Below are 21,811 nucleotides of genomic sequence, written 5' to 3'. Positions count from 1 at the left end.
GTATGAAGAAACGATACAGAAGCCTGTGTGCAGGGCTAATGCTGCTGCTGAGTGCCGGGTGCACCAAAGATTTTCTTGAGAAAGAGCCTATCGGGCGGGTCAGCAAGGAGGTCCTGCTGCAAGACATGGATGGAGCTCGGGCCGCGCTGGCTGGGGCTTATAACCGGATGTCTTATTATTATAGCCGGGAGTTTTTGATGTACCCCGACATAGCCAGCGATGATGTACGCCTGAAGATGACGGGCAACAGCTCGGATGCGCAGTTGGTCCTTTTTAACGAGCATAACTTCCAGAGCAACCCTGACGATGATGAGCTGGCTGTGGGGCACATCTGGCTCAACATCTTTGAGGCCCTGGATAATGTGAACAACCTGATCAACGCTATCCCCCGGCTCAAAGAGCTGGAGCCGACCTTTGTACAGGAGCTGGAGGCCATAAGGGGCCAGGCCCTGATCATGCGGGCCCTGTGTCACTATGACCTTAGCCGGGCATACGCGCAGCATTACACCTTTACGGCAGATGCCCAGCACTGGGGGGCTCCTATCCTGCTGAAGACCCCGGGGCCGGACGATCAGGTGAGGCGTGCCACGATGAAAGATACCTATGCCCAGATTATCAAAGACCTGGAGGAAGGGGCATCGGTTCTGCAGAATGGGCCGGTATTAAGTCCGTTTGAGGCTTCGCACTACAGTGCCTGGGCTTTGCTCTCGCGGGTGTATTTGTACATGGAAGACTGGGAGAAGGCCAAGGCCTATGCAGATAAAGTAATTGAGGCTCCTGTTTATATGCTTACCGACAGTGCCAATTACAAAGCCATGTACCTGGAGCAGCAGCCGGGCGCCGAGGTAATCTGGCAGCTTTATAACCGCGACTACAGTGCCAGCACCGTGGCGGCCGTCTATTCTACCCCTTCCTTTCGCGCGTATGCCTCCGAGCAGCTGTGGGGCCTGTATGATCCGGCAGATGTGCGCGGTACCGTGTTTGGCGAAAGTGGCGGGAAGCATTATTCCCTGAAATACGGGAAGGCCGAAGACCTGCAGGATGACCAGTGGCCGATTGACCCCAAAGTGGTGCGCCTCTCGGAAGTAATCTTAAACAGGGCAGAGGCAGCCTGGCATCTGGGGCAGCAGGCCTTGGCTGCCGCGGACCTAAAGCGTATCCGGGAACGCGCCATGCCTTCGGCTGCGCCGGTGGAGGAGGAGCTGACCGGGGAGCAACTCTATCAGGCCATCAACGTGGAGCGCCGCAAGGAGCTGGCCTTTGAGGGACACAGGCTGTTTGATGTGACCAGACGGAAAGAAGACCTGGTGCGGGGAGAAGGCTGTGCCGCCGCTGTCTGCTTCCTGGAATACCCGAATGTCCGGTTTATCCTGCCGATCCCCTCGCTGGAATTGGATGCAAACAAAGCCATGCAACCTAACCCTGTAATTAATTAAACGATGAAAAAACTGCTGAAGATCGTATTGGTAGCGTTTGTGCCGTTGGTGATGGCTGCCTGTAACAAAGAAGAGGTGGAGCCGTTTGATCACCCCTTCTTCCATATTCATGTGGATAACCAGGATACGGTGGAGGTGCGCTATAACCGCCGGGACACGGTGGCCTACCACATTTACCTGAGCGCCGAACGCCAGTTTGACCCTATTCAGGTGACGTATTCGGTGACTCCGGGTAGTGGCCTGGAGGAGGGGCGCGACTATAGGGTGCTCCACAATAGTAACACGGTGGTTTTCATACCAGGGGTGTTTCAGGTGCCGGTTAAGATCGCCTGGCTCGAACATGACCTGGACCCTGCGCAGGACAACAGCCTTTCTATCAAAATTGAATCGAACTCCAAAGACTATACGCTCGGGTTACCGGGACCGGACCATATCCAACAGCAGCTCGTGCTGATCAAGAAGAAATAACACACCTATGATATCTTATCGAAGTAAATTATTGGTACTGCTGGCAGTACTATGGACCTGTATTGCCTCTGCGCAAGAGTTGCCGCAGGATCCAAACCTGGTAAAAGGAACGCTGCGAAACGGGCTGACCTATTATATTTACCCACATGCAGAGCCAAAGAAGCAGGCCATTGTGCGCCTTTACCTCAAGGCCGGCTCGATCCTGGAAGAAGAGGACCAGCAGGGCTTGGCGCACTTCCTGGAACACATGGCCTTCAACGGAACCACGCATTTTGAGAAGAATGAGCTGATTACTTTCCTGGAGTCACAGGGGGTGAAGTTCGGTTCTGACCTGAATGCCCACACCAGCTTTGACGAAACTGTCTATAAACTGCAGGTACCCCTGGAAAATGAGCAGGTGCTTGAAAAGACCATGACCATCATGGCTGACTGGGCGGGCGGCGTACTCAACGACAGCCTGGAGATTGAGAAGGAGCGCGGGGTGGTACTGGAGGAGTGGCGTAAAGGGCAGGGGGCGTCTGACCGCATGCGAAAGGCGTACCTGCCTATCCTATTGAATAACTCCCGCTATGCCAAGCGCCTTCCGATCGGGAAGACCCAGGTATTGAAGACTTTTCCGCGGGAGCGCATTGTCTCCTTTTACCAGGACTGGTACCGGCCGAACCTGATGGCCGTTGCGGTCGTGGGGGATGTGGATGCCAAAAATGTAGAAAAGCTCATCCGAAAAAACTTCAAAAAGCTTCGAAATCCCAAGCACGCGCGGGAGCGCCAGTATTATGGGGTGCCAGCCCACCGGGATACGCTAACAGCCATTGTGACGGATGCAGAGGCTACTAACCTGGACTTCAGTTTCTTCCGGAAAATGGAGGGCATGTCGGCCATTACCACCAAAGAGGCATACCAGGCTTACCTGATGCGTGTCTTCTTTGACCGCCTGGCCTCTGAGCGCTTTAGAAGGGTTTCTGAAACGGAGACTCCTTTCCGTAGCGGCAGCCTTTCTGTGAGCAACCTGCTGGGCAGCACGGATGCCTTGGCGGGAGGCACCTCCCTTTACCGGGAGCAGATAGCGGAAGGAGTGAAAGGCTATGTGGTGGAGCAGGAGCGCATTATGCGCTACGGGTTTACCCCAAGCGAGATCGAAAAGGTGCGCAAGAACTACATGATGCAGCTCATCCAGTCGGCTGACGGGGAGGAAAAAAGCGACGCCGGGACTTACCTGAATGAGATCAAGGCCAACTTCTATGAGGGCCACGCCATGGTCAGCCGTCAGACGGAGCTGGAGCTGGCCCGTGAATTCATGCCCAAGCTGGATTCCGTGGCTGTGATGAACTACATCCTTTCCCTGCAGGGGGAGGGGAACGTAGTCCTTTTGCTGACAGCACCGAAAAATGACAGCATCCAGGTACCGAGCGAGCAGGAGCTCAAAAGCTGGATTGCCCAGGCAAAGGCCCAACAGGTGCTGCCCTGGGAAAACGCCGAGGAAATCCCGGATAAGTTGCTGCCAGTGCTCCCCACGCCAGGCAATGTGGTGGCCGAGCAGCGTGTTGAGGCCATTGACGCGACTGTCTGGCAGTTGTCAAACGGCGCGCGCGTGGTCATTAAGCCAACGGACTTTGACCATGACCGCATCATCCTGTCCGGCTTCCGCCAGGGCGGCATTTATGCGCTGGACTCCTCTAAATACGTAACGGGCCTGTTTGCCAAGTCTGTGATCGGACTAAGCGGGGCCGGGGAGTTTAGCCGTAGTGGCCTGAGCCGCTTTCTGGCTGGCAACACGGCCTCGGCGACCATGGTGATCGCCCAAAGCAGGGAAGGGCTTGCCGCCAGTGCTGATACCCGCGATACCGAATCGATGTTCCAGTTGCTGCACCTCAAGTGGATGTCCCCGCGGGCCGATTCAACCACCTTTGTCACCACCAAGCAGCGGGCGATTGAGTCCATCGAGAATTCCCTGCTCAGCCCATCCTATGCCTATGGCCGGGCTCTCACTACAATGCTCAACGGCGAGAGCTATGTGACGGCAGCGCTTACGCCGGAGCGTGTACAGCAGCAGCTGCGCTATGAGGACGTGGTGTCGGTGTACAAGGAGCGCTTCGGCTCGGCCAGGGGCTTTACCTTCATCATCCTGGGAAACTTTACGCCCGCGCAGATGAAGCCTTATGTAGAGCAGTACCTTGCCTCGCTGCCGGCCACAGAAGTGCGCACCGACTATGTCTACCATGGGCCTGAGGTGAAAGAAGAGGAAGCCACCCTGGTCGAACACGCCGGAGAGGCTCAGAAAAGCCAGGTAAACCTGTTCTACCAAGGGGATAACTTTGAGTTTAACTATCCTTACATGCTACGCCAACAGCTGCTAGAGGAGGTCCTTAAAGCCAAACTGCGCGTGAACCTGCGCGAGGAAAACGGCGGAGTATATGGGGTAGGGGTGGCCTCCTCCTCCACGGTAAAGCCGGCGCCGCTCTACCGTATTCGCATTGCCTTTACCTGCGCCCCGGAGAATGTGGACTTCTTGGTAGGGGAGGTGGAAAATGAAATTGCTCATGCCGCGGCTGATCCCACCTACTTTGAAGAGGAACTGGTGCGGGTTAAGAAACAGCTGCTAGAAGAGCGCAAGAAGGACATAAAACGCAACACATTCTGGAGCGCTGAACTTCGCCGTCACTTCTACTACGACTTGGCGGGCTGGGAGTACTTCACAGACTACGAAAAACTGCTCAACGGCATCACGGCGGCCGACTTATCCCGCGATGTCCAAAAATACCTGGTGCAGCAGCCTAAGATCAAGGCGATCCTGATGCCAAAAGAAACATCTAACCTTTAAAACCAATACGTATGAAAAACCTTTTCAAACTGAGCAGCCTGATGGCGCTGCTCTTGTTAGTGCTTGTCTCCTCGTGTAAAGACGATGAGGACGATGTAAAGCCCAATGCGGCCAAGGATTTTGCCTCCTTTAGCCTGTTAGCCAGCCACAACGAAGGCGTGGATGAGGATGTAGCAGGAGTGATCACAGGGGATAAGATCGTGCTGAAGGCGCCGAACGCAGCAAACCTTGCGGCACTGGTTCCTTCCTTTACGACTACCTCTGAGCGCTCGATCGTGACCGTCGGCAACGAGGTGCAGGTGAGCGGCACCAGTGTGGTTGACATGACCGCTCCTGTGATCTATACCATTACGGCGGAAGATAACACCACCAAGAACTACACCGTCGAGGTGGTACGTTCGGCGGCTATCCTGTCCTTTGGCTTTTATGCCGAAGATAACCCGGGCGTGCTCTTCAAAGATTATGAAGGCACGGTGAACGGTACGGCTATTTCAGTAGAGGTGCCGTCTGACGCGGCGATCACAGAGCTGGTGGCGCGCTTTGAGACGACAGCCGGCGCTGAGGTGCAGGTAAACGGCGCGGCGCAGACAAGCGGCGAGTCAAGCAATGATTTCACCAGCCCTGTGGCCTATACAGTCGTGGATGGAGAGGACTCTGATGTATTTACCGTAACGGTTGGGCGCCTGACAGCGCCTGTCTGGTCGGTGATCGGCAATGAGGGGTTCCTGGTACCAAGAACAGACGGGCTGGTGATGGCTATTAACCCGGCTACCCATTTGCCCTACCTGGCTTTCCAGATAGACGGTACCATCAACGGAGAGTCTGTACCAAGTGAAGAAGAAAAGATCGCAGTGGTCGCCTATGACGGCACCGCCTGGGACTACCTGGGAGCCAGCACCGGCTTTTCAGAGGAAAAGGCAGATTACGTTTCCCTGGCGTTTGATAAGGATGGGAAACCGTATGTTGCTTACAAAGACTACGTAGACAGCAAGCAGGCTGTGACGGTACAGGCGTATAGCGGAAGCAATTGGGCACCGGTTGGTAACAAGCAGTTCACCGAAGGGCGCTCAGACTATGTGTCTTTGGGCCTGGCCGAAGACAACACCCCTTACGTTGCTTTCAGCGACAGGTCAGAGGCTAGCCTACCTTCCAGAGGCCTGAACATCTACGGTTACAACAGTGCCTGGGTGTCTAACCCGCCTGCCGGTGTGCTGACCTCGGCGACAAAGTTTGTGCGCAGGAACGGAGAGCTATACCTGGCGATCATGGAACGTACGGGCGATGCCAACAAGCCATCGGTGTACAAGTTAGAGAACGGCATGTGGTCAGCGGTCGGTGCCACGCAGTTCAGCGCCAATGGGGAAAACGGCTACATCAACGTAGACATGGACGTAGCCCCGGACGGCACCATCTATGCGGCCTACCAGGAGTACTCTGCCAATGGACGCATTAACTATGTGATGAAGTACGACGGCAGCACTTGGAGCGCTATCGGGGAGCCGGTGAACGTAGGCAGCGAGCGCGATAACTTTAACATTGCCGTTCACCCGGACGGACGTCTCTTCTTTGCTTATGTGGATGATGCGGGACTTAACATCAGGACCTTTAACGAGGCGACCAATAACTGGAATGCAAGCCAGATGCTGATCAGCGGTGGCGTTGGCGAGTATGATATGCAGATCTCTGAGGTGGGTGTCCCTTACGTGGCCGCCGTGCTGGATGAGTCTGACATGACTAAAGTGATGAAGTATGATATTCCATAAATCGCAAAAAGCCGGGGCCTTCCCCGGCTTTTTCTTTTTAACTGTTTGGCTGCTGGCTGGCCTTCGCGCACAAGCGCAGGTGGACGCTCCAGAGCTGACAAACTTGTATGCCTTGGACAAAGCCCCTTTCTACCATGGGGTGGCCAGTGGCGATCCGCTGCACGAGCGGGTCATCATCTGGACCAGGGTGACGCCTCCGCGGCACCAGCAGGTACAGGTACAGTGGAAGGTGGCCACTGATGCCGCATTCAAGCACATCGTGCAAAAAGGACAGGTCCTCACCGACAGCAGCCGAGACTATACGGTAAAGGTGGATATCGGTGGCCTCAGGCCGGGAAAGACGTACTACTATGGCTTTGAAGCCCTCGGGGGGCACTCCATGACAGGGAGGACCAAAACGGCCGCTAAGGACGCCAAAGAGCTCCGGTTTGGCTTCGTGTCCTGCTCCAACTATCAAGCTGGTTTCTTCCATGCCTATGGTTTACTGGCCGAGCAGGAAGGGCTGGATGCAGTCGTGCACCTGGGGGATTATATTTATGAGTACCCGGCTAAGGTATATGGTGACACCACTTTGCACCGCTTTCATATTCCCAGGCACGAAGTGGTGACGGTAAAGGACTACCGGCAGCGTTACAACCAGTACCACCTGGACAGCAGTCTGGTGAAACTGCGGGCAAAGTACCCGATGATCAATATCTGGGATGACCATGAGATCGCCAACAACGCCAACCGGGAAGGCGCCGCCAACCACAACCCCAGCGAAGAAGGAACCTACCAGCAGCGGAAGCAGTCTGCAAAGACCGCTTTCTTTGAGTGGCTGCCGGTCCGGGAGCAGCAGGGGGAACGCCTATATCGCGCCTTTAACTTTGGCAAGCTGCTGCAACTGGTGGTGCTTGACGAGCGACTGCAGCGAGACCGTCCGCCCCGCAACATTGACAGGCCGCGCTACCAGGATTCCACGCGCACCATGCTCGGCCAGGAGCAGCGGGACTGGCTATTAAACAAACTGCAGCAGCCTTACCGCTGGCAGGTCATCGGCAACCAGGTGGTGTTTGGCGGCGTGAATATTGCTTTTCAAAAGCCCGAGCGGCCCAGGTACATGGATATGTGGGACGGCTATCCATTCGAAAAGCAACGTATCATTCGCCACCTGCGCAAGAGAGTTTCCTCGCAGGTGCTGTTCGTGACAGGAGACTTCCACAGCAGCCTGGCTTTGGATGTGACGGAAGACTACCTAAACCCTGCTAGCTATAACGGGGAGAGCGGGAAAGGGGCTATCGCCTCCGAGTGGGTGGTGCCGAGCATTACGGCCGCGAACTATGATTACTACATGCCGATGGAGCAGGCCCGGGAGATCGCACGCCTGCACAGACTCCCGCAGTACAACCCGCACATGCGCTACATCGATTTGACAAAGCACGGCTTTGTGGTGCTGCGCATCAACAGGAAAGAGGCAGTTGGGCAATATTTTTACGTCCATGACTTAGCTGATCCGCAGGCGGGAGGACAGGCCGGCCCTGCTCTAAAAGTAAAGCACGGTGAGGCGCACATGCAAATCATAAAGTAGAACGTTTAGGTGTGTGTGTTAAGGTGAAGGGGCAGCACTTGTGGCTGCCCCGACCTCTTTTATACCGGTAGAAGCTTCCCCTAAAAGTGTGAGCAACTTTTCCCTCCTTCAGTAATCTGTCGCTGAGCTCCTCCCAATTTTAGGACCGGTCAAAAGTAGATAATTCTGGTTTTGATATATTCTTATTTACCCACTCTTCCGGCGTTATGTCACCCAGTGAACTGTGGGGCCGGAAGCCATTGTACTCCTGTCTCCAGGCCTCTATTTTCTCTTTTGCACCCTCCAAGGAAAGGAACCAGTTCACATTCAGGCACTCACCTGAGGAGGCTGCCGTTGAAGGACTCGATAAAGGCGTTATCCGTGGGTTTGCCGGGCCTGGAGAAGTCCTGCGTCACTTTGTTTACATAAGCCCACCTATCCAGCGTCTTGGAGATGAACTCACTCCCGTTATCTACTTTGATACGCTCCGGCACTCGGCCGTGTTGTTGCTTTAGCCTCTCCATCACCGCCACCACCTACTCCCCTTTGACGCCCTGGTCCACCTCCATGGCCAGGCATTTGCGGCTATGATTATCGACTACAGTTAAGCCGCGGAATTTGCGGCCGTCGAAGAGCTGGTCAGCCACAAAGTCCATGCTCCAGCAGACATGCAGATTCGTGGCAGGAACTTGTTCCAACCGGTGGGCAGCGGCCCGGCAGCGCCGGGGCCGCAGGCTTCTCAGGTTTAGTCCTTCCAACTTATAGAGCCGGTGGACGCGCTTATGGTTGTCTGGCCAGCCTTCCCGGCGCAGCCAGCTGAGTAAATTCGCCACATGCCGTAGCGCACCCTCGTCCGGGCGATCTGCCGCATGCGCGCCCGCAGCACCAAGTCCCTTTCTTTCCCTTGTGCCTTGTAATACCAGCCCGAGCGGTGGAACATCACCACGCGGCCTTAATGGCGAAGATGATCTGCCCCTCGGTGAGTTTCGATTTCTTCAAGGCAATTCGCTTTTAAAACTATACGACTATTGCCCGTTTCCTCTACTATACAGCAGTCCGGTTTTTCGGGGGGAGGTCAAATACTTTAGTTGGTCTAAGGCATTTGCAACTTGGTCTAATAGAGTTTTAGATTTTTGTCTTCTTTCCTTGATTTAAACAATGAATCGCGGATGAGTTAAAGCCTGTTGGCAGTTTTTGCTCATGGTGTAAACAAAAAATTAATTGCGAAAGTATGAAGGCGAGAGAAAAATTCAACACAAGGAAGCACTGGCTTACTCTAACTGTGGGACTCATCTTGATGGGGTCTTCCTTGCAAGCCCAAGACGTCATTTCTGGCAAGGTGCTGGAAAAGGAAAATGCAGGAGCGCCCTTTGCCACTGTTACCCTTCTGGATGTCACCGACAGTACGGTGGTGAAGGGTGCTATCACAGGGGAGGATGGGCAGTACCATATCAAGCAGGCGCTACCAGGCCGTTACTTTCTGGCTGTGTCCTCAGTTGGTTATTCCCGCTATTATAGCCAGGCGTTTTTCTATGAAGGAAACCAGCTGGAGCTGCCAGCTATTGTGTTGAATGAATCGGCAAAAGTCTTAGGAGAGGTGACGGTAACGGCCCAGCGTCAGGTGATGGAACGAAAAGCAGACCGATATGTCATGAATGTGGCCGCGAGTACGTTTCAATCAGACAATCTACAGGACATTTTACAAGCACTGCCGTTTGTGCAGGTAAAAGGGGAGGAGATAACCGTCAACGGAAAAGGGGGTGTATTGATTCTCTTGGACAAGGTGCAAATGCCAGGTGCTACGTTAAGTACTGTTTTAGGCTCCATGACTGGTGATGAGATAGACAACATTGAATTCATTACCAATCCTTCTTCCCGCTACCCTGCCAGTGTAAGCACAGTCATTGAGATTACAACAAAAAAATCAAAACATTATGGGTTAACCGGGTCCGCGAGATTGACTGCTTCCCAAGGAGTTAAAGGGAAAGTGCTCAGTGGCACTTCCCTCACCTACAGGAAAGAGAAGTGGGTAGCCAACCTAAACCTGAACTATAATGCAGGTATATCCTATAGTGAAAATAGCGGCTACAGGGTTTTAAACACGAACGGTGAGAAGGTCGTACTTCACCAAGACCTTTCCTCCTCCCTTATGTCCCATAAGCCTTCTGTAAGAGGGAGTTTTGAATATACCATCGATAAGAACAACGTGCTAGGGGTACAGGCTACCACTTCATATGGTAGAACCATGCACAGCAGTCTTACCCAGAACAGAATTAGATTTGCCAGTGAGGTGAACGGGGCTACGGACTCACTACTGTCCACGGATTTCAGTGACGCCGGGTATAATCTTGTGCAGAACTACAGTGTGTTCTACAACCATAAGCTGGCCGCAAAGGGAAAATCGTTTGACATGGTTTTTACTTATACCCCGGCTCAAAGGAAGGAAAAAACGGAAATGCATTTCCAAAACCTATCGGATGAGCAGGGGGGATTGATCCGAAAGCTGAGGACGGTCCGGAACATCAATACGAGCCAAGCTGATATACTTGTCGGGCAAATGGATTGGAATCTTCCTTACAAAAATAACTTGAACCTTGCTACCGGCGCCAAAATAACACACTCCAGTAACAATACCCGACCAACACAGGAGGTTTTGACCAGTGACGGTTTTGTACCGGAGCGTGCGTTCAGCTTTATCAATGAATTCGAGGAAAACATCACGGCCGGCTACCTGACAGTTGACAAGCTTGTCAACAAGAACACCAACATCAGTGCAGGACTGCGGGCGGAGTATGCTACGATGCGCGTGGACAACATTACTTCTGGTACAAGAGCTGTTGACAGAAGCTTTCTGGATTTTTTCCCCACATTGATGATTCAGCACTCCTTAACGGATGATGTGCAGCTTTCCGCTAACTACAGAAGAACAATCCAGCGCCCCGGGTTTCAGGTATTGACTCCTTTCAGGACGTATGTGGATGACTTCACGATAACAGAGGGGAACCCCGGTTTACGGCCCAAATACAGCAACTCATACTCCGTCAATACAGTCTACAAAGGGAATTTATATGTAGAGGTGGAGTACAGGGAGGAGAAGGATGTCTATACCCAGTTGCCGGAGGCCGTAGGAGATATCACGATCTGGAAAGACAGGAACTTTGACCTTAGCTCTTATAGCCTTGTGGGTAACTATGGGTATAAAATCACCCCTTGGTGGTCTGGGAGTGTATTTGCCTACGGGGCTGTTTTTAACTCAGCGATCGAAACGAAGGATTTTGAAGCTATTTCAATTCCTAAGAGCTTTTATCACAGTGTTGGTCTAGAGAATACATTTAGTCTTCCGGGGGGACTTCGCTTGGAGACTTCTTACAAATACACGGGGCCTTTCCGGTATGGCTTGATCGACATTGTCGCCAACAACTTTTCCAGGGTTGCCCTGAAAGGCGACCTGCTCAACAAAAAGCTTCAGTACACCCTCGCTGTGACGGATTTGTTCAAAGGGGATGTGACAGGGGGCACAATCAACGCCTTTAACGTGAACACCAACTTAACCAATTACTATGATGGCCGCCGGATTCAGTTAGGTTTTGTCTACAAGTTTGGCAAGAACACGGTGAAAGGTGCGCAAAACAAGAAGTTGGGAAATGAAGACGTGCTGAACAGGGTAGAGTAGCAGGTATTATGGAGCAACGAGTTATAGCGTTGTTCCCAAATCATTCATGGCGGAAAACACAATACAATGGAAGAACTACTTTGTCAACTAAGTACTGCGACTACGAAAAGCGACAGGAAATACAAGTATGCTAAAGTCCTGGAATTCCTGGAACAGGCGGAAGTCGACTCCCTGAAATTTTCAGCACCTGGACAGGCCCATTACCAGCGGTATCGTGAGCGGCTGAAAGTCCTGAACCAGGCCATGTTTAAAGAGAACGCAGACTATTGCATGATCTTAGCTGACCTTCAGGGAGTCAGGCAGGAAATCTACGCAAACAAGGATGTAAGTCCATTCCTGAGAAAATACATGGAGGCACAGGTTTTTCCTAAAACAGCTTATTGCCACTATAAACTCAAAGCATATGCTCAAGCCGAGTATGACCTGAGCAGGAAGTTCTCCGTGGGATATGAATTATTCAATGAAGGCTGCTATTTCCAGTTCTTTGATTTGCTGGAGCAAATCCTGAACCTAGGCAAAGTACTACTTGCGCAGAAGAGGGTAGATGAGTGCGTCCAAAATTGGTCGGAGCTATTTCAGTTTTTGATGAATGGCCTCCCTTCCAGCTCATGCTATCTGCGGTTTGATTATGCCCATGTTAATGCTGGCCTTTTTAAGATACTGAAGGAGTATTCTATCCTCAACTTCTTGAACATGTATATTAATGGCTATATGAAGTTCGGAGTTTATCCCAGACCCAGCGTCCTCTTCTCTTCCTGGTATCATGAAATGGAGGTGCACACAACAGAAAGGCTCGCCATCTACCGGTACGTCTCCTTAGAAGAGAAAGCAGATCAAATGCCGTTGCAGCAGCTGACAAGGGAGGTGGTTGAGTTTGCGCAGCTGTTTGAACAGAGTAACTATCATGTGCTACGGTGCTCCCTCTTGGCCTTACTGGTAGATAAATTGGAGAGAGAAGACCTGTTACAGCAGCAAACAGCTGCCCGGGCAACACTCCTAAGAGACCACTTGCTTTCATTTTGTGCCGGAATTGAATGGGTCAAGGACTTGATCTGCAGACTAGAGCGGTTAATCCTGGTGTAAAGCGTTTATCAAAGGTTATACCATTTAAACAATGTCATCATTTATGCTACCAATAGAAGACGCGAGTACAGTTAAGGGTTTACCCAAGGGGCAGAGGGAGCTGAGGGCCCTGCTGGTGCAGCTTGAAGCAAGTATACAAAAACACACCCACTGTTTTGTCAGTCCTACCTTAAGCAATGGCTGGCTGGGTGCTTGCTTTTTTTACTGTTATTACGCAAAGTTCACCGGCGACCCTTCCTATTATACCCTTGCTGAAGCATACTTAGGCAATGCCTTAGAGCTGGTAGACTACAAGTATTATAAAAGAGTTTACCCCACAGACTCTTACGATGCCAACATTGCAGCTCTGGGAGTCTTTTTTATCAAAGCCACTGAGAAAGGGTTACTAGACTACGAGGCAAGCCCCTATCTCAGCACGATTGAGGATACCTTACATGCCCTTTGTAGAAATAAGATCAAGCATGCGGACTTCAGCATTTTCTCTGGAGCGCTGGCCACAGGCAATTACCTGTTGCATGCCAAAAGATCAGCTAAGAACGACCAGCTGCTAGCAGAGATTGTAGAAGCCATCGATGCGAAGGCGATACAGGGGGCCAGCAGAGGCATCTGTTGGAGAAGTCCCCGCCTGAACAACAAAGTCTATTTAGGCTTGAGCCATGGTTCTTGTATGATCATTGCCTTTCTGTCGGCCGTGTTTGAGCGGGGCATAGTACAAGATAAGTGCCGGGATTTAATTGAGCGGGCGGCAGCATTCGTCCTGCAGCATAAACGACAGAACCCTAAGGGACTCTTTCCTCACATCCTGGGGGAAGAGGTGCAGGATACGCAGTTTAGTCTTTGCTATGGTGACTTGGGAGTGGCATATGCCTTGTTAAAGGCGGGGCTCACGGTTAAAGATGATTATTTGGTAGCTGAGGCACGGGAGATATTAAACGTATGTTTAGCCAGGAGGTACGAAGATAAGCTGACCTACGATGGTAGCATGACATACGGTGCATCAGGGGTAGCCTACCTGTTTCTAAAGCTTTCTGAGCTGGATCCTGAAGGGGAGAAGTACCTAGCTGCCTATCGTTACTGGATACACCAGGTTCCCCGAAATATAACGGAGGAGAATGGTTTTTGTGGCTTCCGCTCCTTTTTCAAACCGGATGCTGACCTATTCAATTTGTCTTACGCTTGGGGAATAATCGGCATCGGCATCACATTGATGACATACCTTGATAGGGAACTGCCTGCAGTTGAAGGGTTAAACCATGGCATCTAAAGCTAGTGAAATGAAAGCGGTGTCGGAGGTGGTGGCCCGAAAACTGGTGGGCATAAGCTCCTTTGACCCTGCCGCACCGGATGCGCTGTACACGGGAAATTTGGGGAAAGTTGTGTCCCTGCTCACCCTGACCGAGTATTACCAAGATACGGCTTTTGCCAATCAGGCAGTGGAAATCATCAACAGGGTGGTGGCACGGGTGGGAACAGCGCATGGCCTGCGCTTTACGACTGCCATGAGTAATGGGCTAAGTGGTCTAGGGTGCGTTTTACTGCTGTTACAAAGGCAGGAGTACCTGGACAGGGATGGGAATACTACAGTACTCCTTGACTGGCTAGCTAGCAATGTATATGAAAAGTCGAAGGCTGAAATCGAGCGGGGGGATTTAGATCCAATGTACTCCTCCATGGGAGGGGTGTTTTATTTAGCCAAATATGCGGCGCTGTACCCAGCGGGGCTAAGGTATATAAAAGAGCTTGTTGAACTGTTAGCTACTAAAATTCAGGAAAATACGCATGGCAGGTATATCGCAAACAAGCGGCACCAACAAGCCGGGGACTACTTTATCAACACAGGGTTAGCACACGGCGTCTGCGGGATGCTTTTGATTCTCACGAGTGTCTGCCAAACGCATCGCTATCATGCTGTAGAAGACTTGATGCGCCTACTGCTGGGCTTTCTAAACGCCCTCTACAAACCCTATGAGCCTACAGAAGAAAACTTTTTATTTCCGCGGTCGGTGTCGAATAAGGGTGTTCCCCTATCCCAAGCGAGAAAACATAACGCCAACATCGGGTGGTGTACAAGTGATTTGTCTGTTGCTTACAGCATTTTGAAAGCGGGAAACGTTTTGCAGAATCGCGACCACCTTAGGTTCGGGAACGAAGTGCTTACAAGCTTCTTAAACTACAACCAAAGCCTTTTACCTATCCAGGAGGCTAATTTTTGTCATGGATACGCCGGGTTTTCCTGGCTTTTTAAAAGGTGTTACGACGTGACCAACCGTGAAGAGTGTCAGGCAGTAGCACAGCGTTGGCTAGGTGAAGCGGTGAGAAACGGCTATCCCCCTGGCGAAGATACCTTGTTGAATGGAAACCAAGGAGTCTACAATGTGATACTGCGTAGCAGTGGCATGCTGCCACAGGCGTGGGATGAGGTTTTTTTTCTTTAACAAATCCATAACATATGAAAATCAGTTTGCTAGAGTTTGGAGAGGGGGATGCCATGTCAAACAGCATGGTGCGGTTAAGCAATGTGTTGGACTATGCAGTTAAAGCAGATCAATTAGGTTTTAACAGGCTTTGGCTGGCAGAGCATCATTTGTACAACAGAAAGTCTGCCTGGGGATGCCCTTTGCCAATCATACCGGTTATTGCAGGCATAACGCAGAAGCTACGTGTAGGAACTGGTGGGATTTTGTTAAAGCTCCATAACCCTTTTGATGTTGCGGCGCAAGTTAAGCTATGGCATAACATTTACGGAGGCAGAATTGACTTAGGCTTGGCAAATGGGGGGGCTCCTAAAATAGAGCTACTGCAGCATGAAGGGACTTCCTCCGTCACCTTTGATACAAAGTTCGCCACTATCGTTTCATATTTGAAAGAAGAGGAAAAGTTGCGGGAAAAGAAGATCGTGCTGCCGCCATATCATGGTTCCGTTCCGGAGGTGTGGGCATTAAGTACGACCGGACGTGGTTTTCATCGCGCCCTGCAGTACGGGACGAACTATGTAAGGTCGATTTTTCATGAGGTGGCGGAACTGGCTCCTGAGAAGGAGCTTTTTGAGGATTTCAAAAAAGAGTTTGAGCAAAGACATGGAAGAAAGGTTAAAACCATGTTATCCATATCGGGAAGCTGCCTACGGAGTGAAAGCCGTTTGAGGGAGTTAAGAAGAGAGGCAGCAAAGGATGAGAAAAACCACCTGATCGGGTCAGTTGCTTATTTTGAAGAGAAGTTTCCTGAGCTTCTGTACACCTACGGGGCTGATGAGATAATCTGGCGAGACATGAACCGGAACGTACATGAAAAGCATGAGACGTTAGAGCTGCTTTCCGGATTTGTTACAAAGGAGGAGCCGGTAAGGGAAGTCTCCCTCCACTGATGAGCAGGAATGTTTCTGGGAATCGTGGATGCAAGCATTTAGATATCTTCACTTCCCCCAAAACAAAGAGGCCGGTACACACCGGCCTCTTTGTTTTGGGGGAAGTGAAACCCTACCATAGGCTTCCTGCTGTTTGCTCTCTCAGGTATTGGCTTTATCCGACTTCCGTGTGTTGGCTGGGTGCTGTGCATAACGTCTTCCCAAACATGACTGTCATACCCCTCTGAGCGCTAGCATAATGTAGTTTTCTGTCCGAAGAGCCGCTAAGCTCTGAGATGCTTTGGTGGAAAACCTCACCACCTTTTTAGCCGTGAGCTACCTGTAGACACATACTAGTGCCTGCTGCGGCTGGACAACTCAGGTATTCAGGTGCTGGAACAGCTCGCTGCTGCCTTGGCCCTCTATGGACTGTTGTGATCATTTGACACATAAGGCAATGCTTGTGCTCGGGGTAGCAACGCATCCAGAAAAGACTAAAAACACCCACTTTATCTAAGGGTTGGCCAGGTACGTCTAAAGAGTTCCCGTTCCAGCGCCGGTGTTCCTACCTTTCGAATGTTACTTGATCAATAACAGAAGAGAATTTCAAACCTTAACATGAACTAAAATGAAAAAGCAAAACAACGTAAACCCGCTGTCCCTGGACAAAGAAACCATCGCGAAACTAGACGAAAAGCAGCTTGAGGCGCTGGCAGGCGGTGCCGGCGACCCGGATGAAGGAGACGAGGCGACCTGCCTGTTCCTGACCAGGAACAATGGCCTGGAAGCAGAGACTGAGCCTACCGAACCGGTAGACTGCTGCGGAACAAGAACAGCTTAGTTAGGTTCTGCTGTGTACAAACGCATACACTACTTGCAGGGAGGTTCGAACTAACTAGTTCGAACCTCTTTTTTATTGGAGGTCTACAAGTAGTAGGAAGCGGTAAGCAGTTAGTTATGAAGAAATGAGGGGCCCTGCAAACCGGAACACGGGCAACGGCATCATCAACATCGCCTCCCGCTCCGGCAGCAACAGACAAACTTCTTTTCTCCTGCCGCCTTATGTGCCCCTCCTAGTGGGCGTATCCTATCTCTTATGATGAGTCCACAGATTAGCCGGAGGGGGCAAGACCTTACCAACAGGTTGGCCAAGCCAGTGGCGCGCGGCAAGCAGGTTTGGCGGGGGCAGTAAAGATTACCGAGCACGAGAGTGCGCATAAAACGCTAGCATGTGCGGCAGAGAGTTGCGGGCAAGCATATCTTTTCAAAACCTCTGTCCAGTGTACGACTCCGTACAGATGCCGCTGGGTTAGGTGGAATCTTCCCTGGGGAGCCCTCACCTGCCTTGTACAGAAGGTGTAATCAGCAGCTGTCGTAGTAGTCACAGGGAAACATGCCGTAAGCGCTGCGGAGGGACCTCCAAGGTAGTGAAGGACCAAACACAGAGCGCCTTGCGTTCGGCATGGAGGTCCAAACGAGAGCGCTTGCGCGCCCTGCCTGCAGGTCAGATGAAGGTGCTGTGGGTATCAAGAGCGGCAGCGTTATGCCTGGCGAGCCGCCGAATACGCAACGCGTACATTCGGTGGCGTGAGCGACGCGGACCGTCTCAGTTGACGCTGGAGGAGGCTTTTGTTTGATGTTCAAGCGGCTTGGGCAGTAGACTTGTAAGCCCACTTCCTGTAAGGGCGTGTTGCCGTACAGCAAAAGACAGCTGTCCATTACCGCCTGGGTGCAGTCATCTCCTGTTGCTTATGTGCCTTAGCAACTTGCATATTTAGCAGCAACTCTAAAGCCCTCATGCTGCTCTTCTTCCAGGACATTCCTTGCACAGCTACTATTTTTCATAGTTCCGCATCCAGAAAAGACTAAAAACACCCACTTTGTCTAAGGGTTGGCCAGGTACGTCTAAAGAGTTCCCGTTCCAGCGCCGGTGTTCCTACCTTTCGAATGTTACTTGATCAATAACAGAAGAGAATTTCAAACCTTAACATGAACTAAAATGAAAAAGCAAAACAACGTAAACCCGCTGTCCCTGGACAAAGAAACCATCGCGAAACTAGACGAAAAGCAGCTTGAGGCGCTGGCAGGCGGTGCCGGCGACCCGGATGAAGGAGACGAGGCGACCTGCCTGTTCCTGACCAGAAACACGGTCAAAGAGCTTGAGGCGGATACTACCGAGCCGGTAGACTGCTGCGGAACAAGAACAGCCTAATTGTATTTGGCTTAATCTATTTTCTAAGGCTGCCCAAAAACGGCAGCCTTAGAATTTTTACATTTAATTGGGGCAGTACACAGTGCGCAGCCTGCAAGAGCAGCGAAAGCTGCAGCATGGAGGGTGGTGCTACAAAAGTGGCTGAAAGTGACCTGTTGTGGAACGGGTCGTGGAGCCAAGGACAATGTGCCAGTGGAAAGACCCGTTTGGAGCACATCGGTCTTATTTTCAGAAACGATTAGAAGCCTGGGGATCTTCTAAACAACGCAACTTAATTGAAGCTTATCTATGAAATTATTTAACGATATAGATTACTACCTGCTAAGAACATCTGCACTTCCAATAGAGGATTCGTTCGATTTGATAGAAAACAGCCATGCACATGTCTGTCATGATTTCGTTCACAAGATTTCAAATCCATTTATCAAGAAGGCTTTTTTTCTGGCCTCCCCGGACTTCACTTATGCACTTGATAAGCACCTGCAGGATGGGAAGCCATTGGCAGCCGATGAAAAGATAGTTAAGTCACTCTACAAGTATTACATTCGTATGAGCAGCCGCTGCACCCCGTTCGGGCTGTTCGCGGGGTGTGCCTTGGGAACATTCTCAGCGTCAACTGATATCACGTTTGGATCAGATAAATTCAGGTCCGTGTCAAGGCTGGATATGTATTATGTGTCAGCACTTTCCGAATACATCAACCGGCTGCCCCACATTAAGGAGCAACTTCTGTTCTTTCCGAATGAGACCATCTATCAGGTAGGTGAAAATTTCAGGTACATAGAGTTTTCCACGTTAAAGTTTACCCGAAAGTACATGCTTTCTTCCTTCAAAGGGAGTCGTGTCATCCGAAATGTACTGCAGCTGGCAGGAGCGGGTGTGTCCCGTTGTGCATTGATCGAGTCTTTGAAAGCCGCAGGGTTCGACCAGGAGGAATCAACTGAGTTTATAGAGCAACTAATCGAATCCCAAATCCTAGTCAGTGACCTGCTGCCCTCCATCACAGGGGAGGATTACTTCAGTGTACTGATCAAAAGGCTAAAGTTACTAAACGGGACGGATGCGTTAGTTGCCGAGTTAGAAGCGGTCAACGCAACCGTGAAATTAAGTGACTGGACGAAAGAAGCCGCCTTGAAAGTAAAGGGGATTCTGGGGAGGCACGTGCCTGTGGGTACAAAAGACCTGGTGCAGACCGACTTATTCTTTCAAACAAAACAAAACACCATTAGCCGTGGAGTGATCGAGGAGGTAAGTAGCTTAGTCGAAGCCTGGGTAAGCCTGCAAGAGCCGGGGAAGTCGTCCGCTTTAACGCAATTCAGCAGGAAGTTTGAGGCGAAGTACGGAGAGCAGGAAGTTCCTTTATTAGTTGCGCTGGACACGGAAAACGGCATTGGCTACCAAATGACTGACCCCGAAGGAGCTTCTTATATGCCTCTTTTGGATAACATTCATGTGCCGCAAAGCAAACGCGCGCCGGGTATGACGTGGGGGGAAGAGAAAATCAACGCTTTGCAGGCGATACTGGATGCCATGCAGAATCAGAGCCGCGAAGTTGATCTTAAGCAGTCACAAGCATGCCGGGAGAAAGGACGCAGAAAACCGAACCTGCCCGACAGCATGTTCCTGTTTGGGAGTTTTTTGTCGAGCTCATCCGAAGATCTGGACAAAGGAAATTTTCAGTTTTTATTAAACGGTATCAGCGGGCCATCCGGTGCAAACCTACTCGCGCGGTTCTGCCATGGGGATGAGCAACTACAAGCAAAAGTGAAGGCAACACTGCAGAAGGAGGAGAGCCTGCACCCTGAGGTGATTTATGCAGAGATCGTTCACCTTCCCGATGGTAGGACAGGAAATGTAATCATGAGACCGACGGTTCGTTCCTATGAAATTCCCATCCTGACCAAATCTTCTGTGGAGGATGAGTTTACCATCAGGTTACAGGACCTGGCTGTTTCTATCCAAAGAGGAACAGTGGTGCTGCGGTCCAAAAAGCTAAACAGGAGGGTGATCCCCAGGTTGACCAATGCCCATAATTATGCAAGAGGCCTCCCGGTGTATAGGTTCTTGTGTGACCTTCAAAACCAGGGTTTGGAGAGCTTAAGCAGCTGGAACTGGTCTGTATTCAAGAAGCAGCCCTTCCTGCCCCGGGTAAAATACGGAAAAATAATCCTAAGCCGCGCTACCTGGAACTTGAAAAGGACGGATTTCCTGAAAGAAAAAAGTGATGCCTTCCGGGCTTATTTCAATAGGCTTCAAAGCAAGTACAACATTCCGGATAAAGTTGTCTTAGTGGAAGGAGATAACGAACTCTTGTTAAGTATGACGTGCGAGTTAAGCCTGAACATACTGGCAGACAAACTGAAGAAAAAGGATGTGGTCATTCAGGAATTTTTGTTCACACCGGATAACTGTTTTATCAAAGACAACAGGGGAAGTTATACAAATGAGTTAGTCATTCCCTTCTGCACAAAGGAAAGGAAGTTGCCACAAGTATCAAGTATACCTTCAGCGCATACACAGCCACTGGATAAAGCGGTGAAAAGGGATTTTCAGGTAGGGGAATCGTGGCTGTACTTTAAAATATTCACGGGGAACAAAACAGCGGACAGGATCCTGGTTGAGGCAATCAAGCCCTTAGCTGAATCGCTTTTGCTTGATGGGGTGATTGAAAAATGGTTCTTTCTTCGCTATGATGAACATGGTCATCATTTAAGAGTCCGGTTCTACCATGCAGACAGTGTTCGCTTGTGGGGTACAGTTATTCACCGGATGAAAGAGTGTTTACAGGACTTTCTGAAAAATGGCTTAATCCACAAGGTGCAGATTGATACATACCAAAGGGAGATAGAAAGGTATGGTGTAGAGACAATTAACTGGAGTGAAAGCCTGTTTTTCTACGATAGTATCGCAATCACAGAGTTTCTGGAGCTGTTAAACGGCGACCAGGGGGAGGAATACAGGTGGTTGCTTGCATTGCTGAACGTGGACAGGCTGCTGGATGATTTTGGGTTGACACTTTATGAGAAGTTCCAGTTAGTCAGCCAGCTCAGGGAATACTTTTACCAAGAGGCAAACAAGGGAAGCCAGTCCAAGAAGCTGTGGATCAGCCTCAACAATGGGTACAGGGCGAAAGCCAGGGACATATACGACATGCTTGAGAAAGGAACGAATAAGATGGAGGATGTACGGGAGGCAGTCGACTGTTTTAAGCGCAGATCAGAGAGAAACAGGTTGATTACGAAAGAACTGGTGCCACTGCTCGAGCAAGCCCACAGTCCTCAGCAGGTTTCTTTGTCGAGTTTTGTGAGCAGCCATGTACACATGACGCTTAACAGGACATTTCTTGCAAAGCAACGAATCCACGAAACAGTGATTTACCATTACCTGGCTAAATACTATGATTCAAAAATTGCAAGAGAGGGAAGCGTGTCGAAGAAGATCAATGCAAGTGTAACTGCCTAAAGCG

At 50.8% G+C, this 21,811-nt stretch carries 13 protein-coding genes and 1 pseudogene; 13 read left to right on the top strand and 1 reads right to left on the bottom strand.

Going from position 1 to position 21,811, the window contains the following annotated elements:
* The first annotated feature begins 2 nt into the window (after positions 1-2).
* From CA264_RS09945 to CA264_RS09925, 5 genes are read left to right on the top strand one after another with little or no spacing between them, the layout of a single operon-like run.
* The gene (locus tag CA264_RS09945; protein WP_084196194.1) at positions 3-1,436 is read left to right on the top strand and encodes a RagB/SusD family nutrient uptake outer membrane protein; all 1,434 of its coding nucleotides are present in this window, start codon (positions 3-5) and stop codon (positions 1,434-1,436) included.
* 3 nt (positions 1,437-1,439) lie between these two features.
* A complete protein-coding gene (locus CA264_RS09940; protein WP_025606785.1) occupies positions 1,440-1,904 on the top strand; it encodes a hypothetical protein in 465 nt (154 codons plus the stop codon).
* Positions 1,905-1,911: 7 nt separating this feature from the next.
* Positions 1,912-4,725, top strand: a complete 2,814-nt coding sequence (locus tag CA264_RS09935; protein ID WP_084196193.1) for a M16 family metallopeptidase — start codon at positions 1,912-1,914, stop codon at positions 4,723-4,725.
* Between the two features lie 11 nt (positions 4,726-4,736).
* Positions 4,737-6,488 (top strand): hypothetical protein, encoded by a 1,752-nt coding sequence (locus CA264_RS09930; RefSeq protein WP_025606781.1) that lies wholly within the window; start codon positions 4,737-4,739, stop codon positions 6,486-6,488.
* A complete protein-coding gene (locus CA264_RS09925; RefSeq protein WP_025606780.1) occupies positions 6,475-8,055 on the top strand; it encodes an alkaline phosphatase D family protein in 1,581 nt (526 codons plus the stop codon). Before CA264_RS09930 ends, CA264_RS09925 begins: the two co-directional genes overlap by 14 nt.
* Before the next feature lie 139 nt (positions 8,056-8,194).
* Here the strand turns inward: CA264_RS09925 and CA264_RS22205 are convergent.
* Positions 8,195-8,965: pseudogene (locus CA264_RS22205) on the bottom strand (IS3 family transposase); the annotation flags it as partial.
* 300 nt (positions 8,966-9,265) lie between these two features.
* Between CA264_RS22205 and CA264_RS09905 the strand changes: the two are divergent.
* The 8 genes from CA264_RS09905 (at position 9,266) to CA264_RS09870 (ending at position 21,807) form a co-directional block, all read left to right on the top strand.
* Positions 9,266-11,707 (top strand): outer membrane beta-barrel family protein, encoded by a 2,442-nt coding sequence (locus CA264_RS09905; protein ID WP_025606778.1) that lies wholly within the window; start codon positions 9,266-9,268, stop codon positions 11,705-11,707.
* Positions 11,708-11,773: 66 nt separating this feature from the next.
* Positions 11,774-12,790: a hypothetical protein gene (locus tag CA264_RS09900; protein WP_025606776.1), complete on the top strand. Its 1,017-nt coding sequence runs from the start codon at positions 11,774-11,776 to the stop codon at positions 12,788-12,790.
* A gap of 43 nt (positions 12,791-12,833) precedes the next feature.
* The gene (locus tag CA264_RS09895; protein WP_025606773.1) at positions 12,834-14,054 is read left to right on the top strand and encodes a lanthionine synthetase LanC family protein; all 1,221 of its coding nucleotides are present in this window, start codon (positions 12,834-12,836) and stop codon (positions 14,052-14,054) included.
* Complete coding sequence (locus CA264_RS09890) at positions 14,044-15,225, top strand: lanthionine synthetase LanC family protein (protein WP_025606771.1); 1,182 nt, start codon at positions 14,044-14,046, stop codon at positions 15,223-15,225. Before CA264_RS09895 ends, CA264_RS09890 begins: the two co-directional genes overlap by 11 nt.
* 14 nt (positions 15,226-15,239) lie before the next feature.
* Complete coding sequence (locus tag CA264_RS09885; protein ID WP_025606769.1) at positions 15,240-16,154, top strand: LLM class flavin-dependent oxidoreductase; 915 nt, start codon at positions 15,240-15,242, stop codon at positions 16,152-16,154.
* Between the two features lie 607 nt (positions 16,155-16,761).
* Positions 16,762-16,974: a class I lanthipeptide gene (locus tag CA264_RS09880; protein ID WP_025606767.1), complete on the top strand. Its 213-nt coding sequence runs from the start codon at positions 16,762-16,764 to the stop codon at positions 16,972-16,974.
* Positions 16,975-18,132: 1,158 nt separating this feature from the next.
* Positions 18,133-18,345 (top strand): class I lanthipeptide, encoded by a 213-nt coding sequence (locus CA264_RS09875; RefSeq protein ID WP_025606766.1) that lies wholly within the window; start codon positions 18,133-18,135, stop codon positions 18,343-18,345.
* Between the two features lie 288 nt (positions 18,346-18,633).
* Positions 18,634-21,807 (top strand): lantibiotic dehydratase, encoded by a 3,174-nt coding sequence (locus CA264_RS09870; RefSeq protein ID WP_025606763.1) that lies wholly within the window; start codon positions 18,634-18,636, stop codon positions 21,805-21,807.
* Positions 21,808-21,811 lie beyond the last annotated feature (4 nt).

Origin of the sequence: Pontibacter actiniarum, assembly GCF_003585765.1 — a bacterium.
Taxonomy (GTDB): Bacteria; Bacteroidota; Bacteroidia; order Cytophagales; family Hymenobacteraceae; genus Pontibacter; species Pontibacter actiniarum.
Note: the sequence above shows the minus strand (reverse complement) of the source record. Positions and strands in the feature narration are given on the sequence as shown.